This window comes from Mesorhizobium sp. M6A.T.Cr.TU.014.01.1.1 (assembly GCF_004022765.1).
In the GTDB taxonomy this organism is placed as follows: domain Bacteria; phylum Pseudomonadota; class Alphaproteobacteria; order Rhizobiales; family Rhizobiaceae; genus Mesorhizobium; species Mesorhizobium mediterraneum.
This window is the reverse complement of sequence record NZ_RZPG01000002.1, coordinates 172,131-184,531: the sequence shown is the minus strand read 5'-3', so window position 1 is coordinate 184,531 and position 12,401 is coordinate 172,131. Positions and strand designations below refer to the sequence as shown.

The window sequence follows — 12,401 nt, the reverse complement described above, 5'->3', positions numbered from 1 at the left end:
AAACGCAATCGGGGTGTCCGCAAATATTGCCGCCACCTCCGCCATGCCGGTTCACGAAGCAAAAATTGCTGTCATCATAAGTCTTGGCGGCATGCGACTTTCTGGTTATGCTCGCACTTGCGCGGGGCGAAACAGGAGGAGTTTCGCCATGTCTCAGTTGAGCGGCATTGTGAGTTTGTTCCTGATCGCGGCGGCGTTTCTGACGTCGTGTGACACTCAGCAGCCTCAACAAGGCGCGGTAGAGTTGTCGACCCTTCAAGCGGCGGAGTAGATATCCTGCAGAAGAGGCCCTCGGTTCAACCGAGGGCCTTTTGATTCCGGCAGATCAAGGTCAGTGCCAATAAGGCTCGACCTTGTAGTAGCTGTATGAAGCATCACGCGCGGCCTCGCCGTCGGCGCCCGTCAGTTCGTTGATCGAATAGGCGGGAGCAGCCTTCAGTTGCTCCTTGGTGAACGGCACGACGTAGCCGCCCTTGTTCTCGTCATAGTCGAGGGTCGCCCACGGAATGGCGTGATACTTCTCGCCGATGCCGAGAAATCCGCCAAAGCCGATCACGGCAAACATGATTCCATTCGACAACTTGTCGAGCATGACATCCTCGATGTCGCCGATATGCGTGCCTTCCGTGTTGTAGACTGATGTGCCGATGACCCGCGAGGCAGCGATGGCTTCTGTGTGTCCTGTCTGGGTTGTCATTTATGTACTCCTCGTTGTCGTTGACGCTATGCTTGACAATGAGGGGCGCGAATGAAGGTTCCAGACTTTTCGACGCCAGTCGGTCACTCAGCCAAGATGAAGGTGACCTTCATGTTGACGCGGTAGGCGGAGATCTTACCGTCCTCGACGACGACCTTCTGGTCCTGGATCCAGGCGCCTTCGACGTTCTTTAAAGTCTTTGCAGCGCGCGCAATTCCCAGTTCGATAGCGTCCTGAAAGCTCTTCTTCGACGATGACGTGATTTCGGTGACACGGGCGACGGGCATGGCTTCCTCCTCCAAGGTACTCGGTTGCCTGGACAGCGTACAACCGGCACCTGTTGACCACAAGTTTAGAGGGAGGCGGGACTTAGGACCCTGGGCATGCTCAGCCCTTGGCGACGCGGTCGAATGCCATCAGCCTTTCAAGCAGGGCCGGGAGATCCTTCAGCGGCACCATATTGGGGCCATCGGAGGGGGCGTTGTCGGGATCCTGGTGCGTCTCGATGAACACGCCGGCGACGCCGACAGCAACCGCGGCGCGCGCCAGCGTCTCGACGAAGCGCCGATCGCCACCCGTGGAGCCGCCCTGCCCGCCCGGCTGCTGCACGGAATGCGTGGCGTCGAAAATCACCGGCGCGCCGATCTCGGCCATGATCGGCAGGGCGCGCATATCGGACACCAGCGTGTTGTAGCCGAAGGATGCGCCGCGCTCGGTAACCAGCACGTTGGCGTTGCCGGAACCGGTGATCTTGGCGACGACGTTCTTCATGTCCCAGGGCGCGAGGAACTGGCCCTTCTTCACATTGACGACCTTGCCGGTTCTTGCAGCCGCGATCAGCAGGTCGGTCTGGCGGCTGAGGAAAGCCGGAATCTGCAGGATGTCGACATGCGGCGCCACGACCGCGCACTGTTCCTCGGTGTGGATATCGGTCAGGATCGGCAGCGAAAACGCCTTGCGCAAATCGTCGAAGACCGGCAGCGCCGCATCGAGCCCGGCGCCGCGCGTGCCGCCAAGCGAGGTGCGGTTGGCCTTGTCGTAGCTGGTCTTGTAGACGAGGCCCAGTCCCAGCTTCTCAGTCAGTTCCTTCAGCGCGCCAGCCATGTCGAAGGCGTGCTGGCGTGATTCAAGCTGGCACGGGCCGGCAATCAGCGACAGCGGCGCGGTGTTGCCGAAGACGACATTGCCGACGGTTACGGACGAATTGGGCTTGCTCATGCGATCTCCCGGAAGATGAAGGCCGCACCCTGCCCGGGTGCCGGCCGCACGACAATATCATTGCCGCGCATGTCGTGTTCGACGGAACTGGCTGCAAGCAGCTTTGCGACCGTGTCTGCGCGGCGAACTGAAAAGACTACCCCCGCGAAGCGGAGTTCCGATGGCGCGCCGGCAGGTATGCCGAAGCGCGCTTCGAAAGCGGCGGGGTCAAGCAGGGTCAAGGTCGCGTTCGGCAGGCCAAACGCGGTGCTCCCCTGTCCGGCCGCGGGACTGCGCGCCGCGATCGAGATCAATCGGTGCTGTTCGGATGGCTGGTCGCTGACCGCCACGACTTCGATGATGCCGGTTGCGCCATTGGGGTGGATCTGCAACGCGGTGCGATCCACTTTCGGCGCATTGATCCGCTCGCAGGCGAACAGGAATGCGTCCTTCGCCCCGGCACCGGAGGCGAAGGCCAGTTTGAACGATGCCATGTCGCTCTTTCCAGCTGTGTCAGCGAAGGCGCGCGAAAAGCTCAGCATGTCTCCGGCCGACAGGCCGGCTTCGACATAGCGCATATGATCTGCGTTCGCATTTTCGGTGCCCAGGACAAGGGCGGAAAATCCCTCATTGCCGCGCTCGTCGCGATAGGCACGATCGCGCGCGACGAAGACGTTGCCGTCCGCGATCGCTTTCGCCGCAGCTTGCGCGTTCCCCACCGCCAGCGGCTCGAGATAGGTGCTGTCTTCAAGGAAGACGCAGCAGTTTTCCGTTCCGAAAGGATGGATGCCGGTCGGCGCCACGACAAATCCAAGCGAAACCAGCCGCGCCCGCGCCACGTCGAGGCTCGCGGTCGGCAGCACAAGATGGTCGAGCGAATGAGGGCCTGCTGGCATCGTTTCGGTCATGCCGGCGCGGTGTGCATCATTCCGGAAGTTGGTTCAAGAGCCTCGTCTCCGCAAGGAGCCAGGTGGCCGATCGCGCGGCGTCAGTACGCGAGCCCCTGGAACACTTGCCGCTGCCGGAAATCAACCTAGGTGATCCAAATGAGAAAGATGCTGTTCATAGCGGCAGCGGTCGTCGCGATGGCTGTTATTGCCATACTGGTCTGGAGTGCGCCGAAGCAGCCCGGCGCAGATCTGACCGAACCGACCGCCGCTCAGACGGAGTAAGCGAAGCACGTTGCTCTCGGTCGATTTCTTTTCAGGACGCCGCCACAACATCCGCCGAATATCGCAGTTCACGCAGCGGTTTGACCTGGCTGGTCGTCTCGCCATAGAGCGGATGCGCCTTGTAGGCGGCCAGAGCGGCCTCATCCTCGAATTCAGCATAAACGACCACGTCGATTTCGTCCGAAAGCGGGTCGACCTTGGTGTTGAGCGCCACCTCGAAAAGGCGGGAATGTGGGATATTGCCCAGCGCCAGCAAGCCCGTGCGTACGGCCTCGACATCCTCTTTGTGCCGCGCGCTGAAGAAAACGATATGCCGGATCAACCCAGCCTCCTCGATCGATGTGCAAGCGTGTTTTGTGTGGGCAAAACGGTCGCGTCAACCGGCAACGATGTCGCGGCGACAACGCGTTGAGCGGGAAAGAAACCTACACCAGGCTGGTGATGTAGCGCACGATGCGCGTTATCTCCCTGACCGTGGTGTCGAGATAGCGGCCCTGATTGTAGATTCCGTCCCAGATCAGGAAGAACGTGGCGGAGCAGATGACGATAACGTAACGCATGGCTACAACTACTGCATCTGGGTGGTTGCAACCATAGTGATTCCGGCGTTGATCAACGCCCTCCCCCAAAATCTGTCCATTGATCCGTGTTCGCTTGCCCCTTGCCTCTTGAAGTTCCCTTTGATGAGATGAAAGATTGCTGCGGGGATTCATCAGGAAGCGGCGTTCGCGCCCTGGCGAATGAACTGCGAGTGTGGAAACTGGCCATTGTTGCGCCGGCTCCGCAGAAGTTCGGGGGGCGTGATATGGCTCACAAGGAAGACACCGACGTTGCGTGGGGCGACGCGGTCAGGCTGGACGAATTCAATTTCGCCGATACCGTCAAGGGCCTGCCGGCCAAGGCGCGCATGGTATTGTCGGCGGCGATGAACCTGCCGCGTGGCTCGCTCAAGGTGAGGATGCCGGACGGCCGCGCCGTCCTCGTCGGCGGCAAGGCGCCGGGTCCGGACGCCGAACTGGTGCTCAAGAACTGGCGTTTGCCCGGCCGCGCCTTCACCGGTGGCACCATCGGCATCGCCGAATCCTACATCGACGGCGATTGGGACAGTCCCGATGTAACCAGTTTCCTGGAACTGTTCGTGGTCAATTCGGAAATCGGAGAGCGCATCGCCGGCGGCGCCAACTGGCTCATCAACGCCGTTCAGCGTGTCCGCCACTGGTTCAACCAAAACACCCGCACCGGCTCGAAGCGCAACATTTCGGCGCACTACGATCTCGGCAACGCCTTCTACAAGGAATGGCTGGATCCAAGCATGACCTATTCGTCGGCGCTCTATGCGGCTGGCGCCAACGATCTGGAAAGCGCGCAAGCCGCCAAGTATCGCGCGCTGGCCAAGGACACGGGCATCGGCGCGAAAGACAACGTGCTGGAAATCGGTTGCGGCTGGGGCGGCTTTGCCGAATTCGCCGCTCGCGAGATCGGCTGCCGCGTCACCGGGTTGACCATCAGCCGCGAGCAGCATGATTTCGCCAAAGCGCGCGTCCAGAAAGCTGGACTTGCCGACAAGGTCGACATCAAGCTGCAAGACTACCGCGACGAAACCGGATCCTACGACCGCATAGCCTCGATCGAGATGTTCGAGGCGGTCGGCGAAAAATACTGGCCCGTGTTTTTCGGCAAGATGAAGGATTGCCTGCGGCCTGGCGGTACCGCCGGCCTGCAGATCATCACCATCAACGAGAAGGCCTACGACACCTATCGCGCGCGGCCGGATTTCATCCAGCGTTACGTCTTCCCGGGCGGCATGCTGCCGACACCGTCGATCCTGAAAACGCTCGGCAACGACCATGGCCTTGCTCATCTGCGCGAGCGCATTTTCCCGGACGACTATGCCCGCACGCTCGCCGAATGGCGCCATCGCTTCTGGGCGTCATGGGAAAAGATCGTGCCGCTTGGTTTCGACGATCGCTTCAAGAAGCTCTGGGAGTTTTACCTGCACTATTGCGAAGCCGGCTTCCGCGCCAGCTACATCGATGTCCGCCAGGTGGTTTACAAGGCTTAGGTCAGTTCGGGACATCATCATCGCTGATTTTGCAGCCATGCAATAATCTGGCTGCCGTGAAAAAGTCCGATCCCGACGCATGATGCGGCTGCAAGAATCGGAATCACATCATGCGCAAACGGACGATCTTCCTCGTCGCTCTTCTTGTCGCTGCGGGCGGCATCTGGCTCAACAACAGCTCGCTGCTGTCGAACCGTCCGGCCGGCACCCCGACCGTGCTTGCCCATCGCGGCCTTGCCCAGGATTTCGACCGCAAGGACCTTGGTCCCGACACCTGCACGGCCGAACGCATGCTGCCGCCACGCCATCCTTTCCTTGAAAACACGATCCCCTCGATGGAAGCCGCCTTCGCGTTTGGCGCGGACGCGCTCGAACTCGACGTTCACCCGACCACGGACGGCAAGTTCGCCGTCTTCCACGACTGGACGCTGGATTGCCGCACTGAAGGCAAGGGAGAAACGCGCGCCCATGCCATGTCCGAGTTGAAGGCGCTCGATGTCGGCTATGGCTATACGGCTGATGGCGGCAAGACCTTTCCGTTTCGCGGCAAGGGGATCGGCATGATGCCGTCGCTGGACGAGGTGCTGCAGCACTTCCCGAACCGCCGTTTCAACATCAACATCAAAAGCAACGACCCCAAGGAAGGCGAGACGTTGGCCTCCTGGCTCGCCACGCTGAAGCCAACCGAGCGCGCCGGCTTGACTGTGTATGGCGGCGACAGGCCGATCGCGGCGGTCAAGACGGCACTGCCAGACATGCATACGCTGAGCCGTGCATCGCTGACCCGATGCATCCTGCGCTATGCGGCGCTCGGCTGGAGCGGCTACGTTCCGGAGGCGTGCCGGCAGGGGACCCTGCTCATCCCGATCAATGTCGCCCAATGGCTGTGGGGCTGGCCCGACCGTTTTCTGGATCGCATGGACAGCGTCGACACCCGCGTCTACCTGCTCGGCCCCTATGCCGGCGGCGGCTTTTCGCAAGGGCTCGACGAGCCCGAACTGATCGACCAGTTGCCGGACGGCTATTCCGGCGGCATTTCCACGGACGCGCTGGATCTGGTCATGCCCGTGATCAAGCGGCGTTTCGCACCGCCAGCTTGAAGCGCCAAACCCTACGCCGCTGTAGGCGTGGGTTTGAGTTAGCGCGCAAAAGCTTTGTCTTCAGAGAGTGATGCGGTACTTGGCAAACCCTGCTTCGCCTTCGCCTGCCGGTTCGATCTTCAGCGACTTCACCTGCGCAATAAAATCCTTCGCCTTGGCGCCGGTCTCGAACACCACGCTGGTTCCAGGCATTGGCGCAAACGACCAGTTGGCGTCCGCCGACGGGTTGATCGTGCCTTGGCTGATGAGGTAGCGCACGATCACGTCGCGGTTGGTATCCGGCGCCTCGTAGATGATCTTCGAGGCGTCGATCTCCGGGAAATTGCCGCCACCGCCGGCGCGGTAGTTGTTGGTGGCGACGACGAATTTTCGTTGGGGATCAATTGGTTTTCCGTCGAACATCAAGTTGACGATGCGGCTCGATCCGGCGTTCACCAGCCCGCCCTTGGAATCATATTTCGGCGGCCGCGACAGATCGATCCGGTAGGTGACGCCGTCGATCACGTCGAAATTGTAGGATGGGAAATCGGTGTTGATGAGCGGCTGGTCGGGCTTACCGGGCTCGATCTGGTTGAAGATGCCGGCCGACATTTCCAGCCAATCCTTCACTTCAGCCCCGGTGATTTCGACGGCGCGGACAGTGTTCGGATAGAGATAGAGATCAGCGACGTTCTTGATGGCGATGTCGCCCACGGGAACGTCGGTATAGTAGTCGGCGCCGTTGCGCCCGCCGGCCTTGAAGGGCGCCGCCGCCGACAGCAGCGGCACGTCCTTCCACTGCGTATTTTTGAGGATATCCCTGAGATACCAGGCCTGCGCCTGGCTGACGATCTGCACCGACGGATCGTCGGCGACCAGCGCGAAATAGGAATAGAGCGGCGCCGAGGTTTTCCCGACCGGCCGGCGCACATAGGCAAGCGTCGCCTCGTGATCTTCTTTCAGCGCATCGACGATGCGCTGGTCGTCAGCGACCGTCGGCTTGTTCGCCTTCTCGACCCGCTCGTAGATCGGCCGTGCCTCGGAGGTCGCCGAGACGACCCGCCATTTCGACCCGTCGCGCTCCAGCAACAAGTCGATCAGACCCATATGCGAGCCCCAGAAGCCGCCCATGACGGCAGGCTTGCCCTGCAGCGTGCCCTTTTCAGTATCGACGGCCTCGAGCGCCTGAAAGTCCTTCTTGCCGGGAAAGACGAGATGCTGGTGGCCGGTGAACACTGCGTCGATGCCCTCGACGCCAGCGACGAAGAACGAGGCGTTTTCCATCATGTCGCCCTGCTTCACGTCGATGCCGGAATGTGAGAGCGCAATAATGATGTCGGCGCCCTCCTCGTTCATCTGCGGCACCCACGCCTTGGCCGCCTCGACAATGTCGCGCGTCTTGACGTTGCCCTCGAGATTCTTCAGGTCCCAGACCATGATCTGCGGCGGCACGAAGCCGATGACGCCGATCCTGAGAGGCTGCTCGGCGCCGGACCCGTCCCTGATCTTCTTGTCGAGGATGACGTAAGGCTTGAGATAGAGCTTGTCGTCCCGCGGGTTCGCAGCGAGTTCGGTGCCGCGGATCAGGTTGGCGCAGACGAACGGAAAATTGGCGCCCGCCAGCACCTTGTCCATGAACGGCAGGCCGTAATTGAATTCGTGGTTGCCGAGCGTCGAGCATTCATAGCCGAGCAGGTTCATGCCCTTCATGACCGGATGCAGGTCGCCATCCTTCATCCCCCGCTCGTAGGCAATATAGTCGCCCATCGGGTTGCCCTGCAGAAGGTCGCCATTGTCGATCAGCATCGCATTGGTGGCTTCCTTGCGCACCGCATCGATCAGCGAAGCGGTGCGTGATAGTCCCATCGTGTCGTTCTCTTTGTCGGCGTAGTAATCGTAAGGCAGGACATTCACATGGATGTCGGTCGTCTCCATGATCCTGAGATGCGCCTGATTCCCCTGAGCGCGAGCGGAGAACGGGTGAAGCATGATCAGCGCTCCGGTGGCGGCGGCGCTGGCAAGGAACCCGCGACGGGAGACGGGTTGAAGCAGTTCGAGCATTGCTTTGTTTTCTCCTGTTCGACGGCATGTCAGGCTTCGGCAACATGCCTGCCTTCAACGGCGTGCCAAGCCCTGCCCGAAGCAAAGCTTCGCGCCGAAATCCGGTCGAGTCCATCAGGAACAGATGACGTGCCGATGAATGCGCGCGGGCGGAGACGTCAGTTCCTGTCGTCGTCGCCTTGGGTGATTAGCCGCGCGCTGCGCTGACCTGTCACGTAGATCCATAGCCAGCTCAGTGAAACCGCAAGCCGGTTACGGAAGCCGATCAGGAAGTAGATGTGCGCGAGGCCCCACAGCCACCAGGCCGGCCGGCCGGTGAGCTTGATCCAGCCGAAATCGATCGCGGCGGCGCGCTTGCCGATCGTGGCCAGATCGCCGTCATGCTTGTAGTGGAACGGCCGCGGGGTTGCGTCGCCGGCAAGCCGGGCCTTGATCGTCGCGGCGACATGCCGGCCTTGCTGTTTGGCGGCAGGTGCGACGCCGGGCACCATGCGGCCATCCGGCCGCAGGACATGTGCAGCGTCACCGACGATGAAAATCTCCGGGCTGCCCGGCACGGTCAGGTCGGGCTCAACGAGCACCCTGCCAGCCCGGTCCGCCGCCGCCCCCAGCCATTCGGCGGCCGGCGAAGCGGCGACCCCGGCTGCCCACAGGATCGTCCTGGCCGGCAGGTGCGTATCACCGAAAACCACGCCCTCGGCATCGCAGCGCGTGACGGGCCGGCCGAGTTCGACCGTCACGCCGAGCCGCTCGAGCGCCTTGCTGGCGTAATCGGAGAGTTCCGGGGCGAAATTGGGAAGGACGCGGTCGCCGGCCTCGATCAGCACCACGCGCGTCTGCCGCGTGTCGATGTTGCGGAACTCGCCGCGCAGCGTGTCGTGCGCCAGTTCGACAATAGTGCCGGCCAGTTCCACGCCGGTCGGCCCGCCACCGACGATCGCCAGCGTAAGCAGCGCCTGGCGCTTGGCGAGATCGGTTTCCCGCTCGGCCTGCTCGAAGGCGAGCAGAATGCGCCGTCGAATGGTGGTGGCGTCCTCCAGCGTCTTCAGCCCCGGTGCGAAAGGCTCCCATTCGTCATGGCCGAAATAGGCGTGGCGGGCGCCGGTGGCCAGCAGCAACGTGTCGTAGGCGACCGCATTGCCATCATCGAGCAGCACGCGTTTGCCGGCGCGGTCGACACCGCTGACGGTGGCGAGCAGCGTCGTCACGTCCTTGCGCTTGCGCAGGAGATGGCGGATCGGCCAGGCGACTTCCGAGGTCGCCAGCGCCGTGGTCGCCACCTGGTAGAGCAGCGGCTGGAAGAGATGGTGGTTGCGCTTGTCGATCATGGTGATGCGCACCGGCGCACCGTCAAGCGCGCGGGTGAATTCGAGCCCGCCAAAGCCTGCCCCGACGACAACGACGTGATGGCTGGATTCATTCATCTCATTCACTCCGGAGAGCAATTTCGCCAAGGCTGATGTAGATAGTTTTGTGCACTGCAACAACATCCAACTTTGCCGACTGCCCGCCCTAAGATGTCGCGAACGTACCTGCCCCCATCCTGCCGGCGGGTATAATTTCATCGAAACAGACGACGGGAGTGGAACTTGGATAGCGATCATGACGACGGTCCGGCGCACTATTCCTCGCCGCCTTGCTTCATGCACGAGCTCGACCCGGAATTCCGGGCGCCCCTATCCGACTGGACCGACGTGAAACGATGGCGCAAGGCCGAGCGCGAGCGGCTGATTGCAGCCCGCCTCTCTGTCTCGGCTGACGTGCGGACGGCAATGTCGCAGCGCATCGGCGAAAGCCTCGACGCGGTGATCGGTGCCATCGACGGCCGCATGGTCAGCCTCTATTGGCCGTTCCGCGGCGAGCCGGATCTGCGGCCATGGATGGCGTCCATCAATGAGCGCGGCGGCCGTACCGCACTGCCTGTTGTCATTGAGAAAGCCCGCCCGCTTATCTTTCGTGCCTACGTTCCGGGCGATCGGCTGGAAAAAGGTGTCTGGAATATCCCGATCCCGGCTGAAGGCGATCCGGTGCTGCCCGACATCGTCATTTCGCCGATCGTCGGCATCGATCCGGCCTGCTATCGCCTGGGCTATGGCGGCGGCTTCTTCGACCGCACCTTGGCGGCGATGCCATTCAAGCCGCTGGTCATCGGTGTCGGCTACGAGCTGCAGCGCATCCCCACCATCTACCCGCAGCCGCATGACGTACCGATGGACCGGGTGGTGACAGAGGCCTTCGAGGCCTAAGCCATCTCCGGCTTCATCCCCACGGCCGTCCGGTCGACGATCTCGCGCAAGGCGAAGGATGAATTGATCTTCGTCACATGCGGCATCGCCGACAGCCATTCCTTATGGATGCGCTCATAGTCGACGAGGTCCTTCGCCGCGATGCGCAGGATATAATCGTATTCGCCTGACATGAGGTGGCAGGACAGAACATTCGGGCAGCGCTTTATCGCCGCCTCGAAATCCGACAGTGTTTTCTCGAATTGCCCCGATAGCGATATATGCACAATCGCCGTCATCTGGTGGCCAAGAGCGGCATTGGAAAGCCGTGCGTGGTAGCCGCGGATGGTTCCGGATTTCTCCAGATTGTCCAGCCGCCGCGAGCAGGCCGACTGCGACAGGCCGACCTTCTCGGCAAGCGCCGCATTGGGTATCCGCCCATCCTTCTGCAACGTCTCGAGAATGGCGATATCGATCCTGTCGAGCGGCATTTTTCGGGATTCCTGCGACAATCCATCTATTTTGCGCAACGATTATCGAACCAAGCCCTGTTGCGCAAGCGCATTCGCAAACACTTACGGGACGATTCATGGTTCACTATCTCGAGACAGGGAACATGCCCCAAAGGGCTGGATCAGGAGAAGAAGAAGATGCGTGTCGGCTGCCCCCGGGAAATCAAGAACCACGAATACCGCGTCGGCCTGACGCCGGGCTCGGTCCGCGAGTATGTCGCGCATGGCCACGAGGTGCTGGTCGAGACCGGTGCCGGCGCCGGCATCGGCGCCGACGACAACGCCTATCGCGCCGCCGGCGCCACCATCGCCAAGACGGCCGCCGACGTGTTCGCCAAGTCCGACATGATCGTCAAGGTCAAAGAACCTCAGCCCAATGAATGGGCTCAGCTCCGTGACGGCCAGATCCTCTACACCTATCTCCATCTCGCTCCGGATCCGGAGCAGACTAAGGGCCTGCTGGCCTCGGGCGTGACGGCCATCGCCTACGAGACCGTCACCGACGACCGCGGCGGCCTGCCGCTGCTGGCGCCGATGTCGGAAGTTGCCGGCCGCCTGTCGATCCAGGCCGGCGCTACCGCGCTGCAGAAGGCCAATGGCGGCCGCGGCGTGCTGCTCGGCGGCGTGCCCGGGGTGCTGCCCGGCAAGGTCACTGTGCTCGGCGGCGGCGTCGTCGGCCTGCATGCCGCCCGGATGGCGGCAGGGCTTGGCGCCGACGTCACCATCATCGACCGCTCGATCCCGCGCCTGCGCCAGCTCGACGATATCTTCGGCGGCCGCGTCCACACCCGCTACTCGACCGTCGAGGCGCTGGAAGAGGAATGTTTTTCGGCCGACATCGTCGTCGGCGCCGTGCTGATTCCAGGTGCCGCCGCGCCGAAACTCGTTTCGCGCGAAATGCTGTCGGGCATGAAGAAAGGCTCGGTGCTTGTCGACGTCGCCATCGACCAGGGCGGCTGCTTCGAGAGCTCGCACGCCACCACCCATGCCGAGCCGACCTATGAGGTCGACGGCGTCATTCACTATTGCGTCGCCAACATGCCGGGCGCGGTGCCGGTCACCTCGGCCCATGCGCTCAACAACGCGACTCTGCATTACGGCCTGCAGCTCGCCGACAAGGGCCTGAAGGCGCTGGTCGACGATCATCATTTGCGCAACGGCCTGAATGTCCACAAGGGCAAGATCACCAACCGCGCGGTGGCCGAAGCACTCGGCTACGAGTTGGTCGAGCCGAAGGCCGTTCTCGCCGCCTGAACCCGCCCCTGATTCCTTCCCCACAGAGCCGCCGACGCCCGTCGGCGGCTCTGTTTTTCCACAAGCAGATTTCACGGTTTGCGATTAGCTGACCGGTTTTGCTCGGCTTGCTTGCAATCTGCTCCTCCTGTGACTTTTTTGC

At 62.0% G+C, this 12,401-nt stretch carries 14 protein-coding genes; 5 read left to right on the top strand and 9 right to left on the bottom strand.

Annotated features, from left to right (window positions below; all coding sequences use genetic code 11):
- Positions 1-331: 331 nt before the first annotated feature.
- From EN885_RS03385 to EN885_RS03370, 4 genes are all read right to left on the bottom strand, one after another.
- Positions 332-697 (bottom strand): PRC-barrel domain-containing protein, encoded by a 366-nt coding sequence (locus EN885_RS03385; RefSeq protein ID WP_095488605.1) that lies wholly within the window; start codon positions 695-697, stop codon positions 332-334.
- An 83-nt stretch (positions 698-780) separates the two neighbouring features.
- Positions 781-984, bottom strand: coding sequence for a dodecin family protein (locus EN885_RS03380; protein ID WP_095488666.1), 204 nt, complete (start codon positions 982-984; stop codon positions 781-783).
- Between the two features lie 100 nt (positions 985-1,084).
- Entirely contained in the window at positions 1,085-1,915 is an 831-nt protein-coding gene (gene kdsA, locus EN885_RS03375; protein WP_127205573.1) for a 3-deoxy-8-phosphooctulonate synthase, read from the bottom strand.
- Positions 1,912-2,802: a VOC family protein gene (locus EN885_RS03370; protein WP_128241055.1), complete on the bottom strand. Its 891-nt coding sequence runs from the start codon at positions 2,800-2,802 to the stop codon at positions 1,912-1,914. The genes kdsA and EN885_RS03370 overlap by 4 nt, the downstream gene beginning before the upstream one ends.
- A gap of 138 nt (positions 2,803-2,940) precedes the next feature.
- Between EN885_RS03370 and EN885_RS34640 the strand changes: the two genes are divergently transcribed.
- On the top strand, positions 2,941-3,066 hold the full coding sequence (locus EN885_RS34640; protein ID WP_281032979.1) for a hypothetical protein: 126 nt from the start codon (positions 2,941-2,943) through the stop codon (positions 3,064-3,066).
- 31 nt (positions 3,067-3,097) lie between these two features.
- Here the strand turns inward: EN885_RS34640 and EN885_RS03365 are convergent, their stop codons facing one another.
- Entirely contained in the window at positions 3,098-3,388 is a 291-nt protein-coding gene (locus tag EN885_RS03365; protein ID WP_127205575.1) for a Dabb family protein, read from the bottom strand.
- 103 nt (positions 3,389-3,491) lie between these two features.
- The gene (locus EN885_RS34635) at positions 3,492-3,626 is read right to left on the bottom strand and encodes a hypothetical protein (protein WP_280953394.1); all 135 of its coding nucleotides are present in this window, start codon (positions 3,624-3,626) and stop codon (positions 3,492-3,494) included.
- A gap of 245 nt (positions 3,627-3,871) precedes the next feature.
- On the opposite strand from EN885_RS34635, the gene EN885_RS03360 reads away from it, so the two are divergent.
- The gene (locus EN885_RS03360) at positions 3,872-5,128 is read left to right on the top strand and encodes a cyclopropane-fatty-acyl-phospholipid synthase family protein (RefSeq protein WP_128241056.1); all 1,257 of its coding nucleotides are present in this window, start codon (positions 3,872-3,874) and stop codon (positions 5,126-5,128) included.
- A gap of 110 nt (positions 5,129-5,238) precedes the next feature.
- The gene (locus EN885_RS03355; RefSeq protein WP_128241057.1) at positions 5,239-6,228 is read left to right on the top strand and encodes a glycerophosphodiester phosphodiesterase family protein; all 990 of its coding nucleotides are present in this window, start codon (positions 5,239-5,241) and stop codon (positions 6,226-6,228) included.
- Positions 6,229-6,288: 60 nt separating this feature from the next.
- Here EN885_RS03355 and EN885_RS03350 read toward each other — a convergent pair whose 3' ends face one another.
- Together EN885_RS03350 and EN885_RS03345 are read right to left on the bottom strand one after the other, a co-directional pair.
- Positions 6,289-8,268, bottom strand: a complete 1,980-nt coding sequence (locus EN885_RS03350) for a bifunctional 2',3'-cyclic-nucleotide 2'-phosphodiesterase/3'-nucleotidase (protein WP_128241058.1) — start codon at positions 8,266-8,268, stop codon at positions 6,289-6,291.
- A gap of 158 nt (positions 8,269-8,426) precedes the next feature.
- Entirely contained in the window at positions 8,427-9,692 is a 1,266-nt protein-coding gene (locus EN885_RS03345) for an NAD(P)/FAD-dependent oxidoreductase (RefSeq protein ID WP_128241059.1), read from the bottom strand.
- A 165-nt stretch (positions 9,693-9,857) separates the two neighbouring features.
- On the opposite strand from EN885_RS03345, the gene EN885_RS03340 reads away from it, so the two are divergent.
- The gene (locus EN885_RS03340) at positions 9,858-10,514 is read left to right on the top strand and encodes a 5-formyltetrahydrofolate cyclo-ligase (RefSeq protein WP_128241060.1); all 657 of its coding nucleotides are present in this window, start codon (positions 9,858-9,860) and stop codon (positions 10,512-10,514) included.
- Here the strand turns inward: EN885_RS03340 and EN885_RS03335 are convergent.
- On the bottom strand, positions 10,511-10,984 hold the full coding sequence (locus tag EN885_RS03335) for an Lrp/AsnC family transcriptional regulator (protein WP_095488596.1): 474 nt from the start codon (positions 10,982-10,984) through the stop codon (positions 10,511-10,513). The genes EN885_RS03340 and EN885_RS03335 overlap by 4 nt on opposite strands.
- A 159-nt stretch (positions 10,985-11,143) precedes the next feature.
- On the opposite strand from EN885_RS03335, the gene ald reads away from it, so the two are divergent.
- Positions 11,144-12,259 carry an alanine dehydrogenase gene (ald, locus tag EN885_RS03330; RefSeq protein WP_128241061.1) on the top strand — a complete coding sequence of 372 codons (1,116 nt, stop codon included), beginning with the start codon at positions 11,144-11,146 and terminating at the stop codon, positions 12,257-12,259.
- The last annotated feature ends 142 nt before the right edge of the window (positions 12,260-12,401 follow it).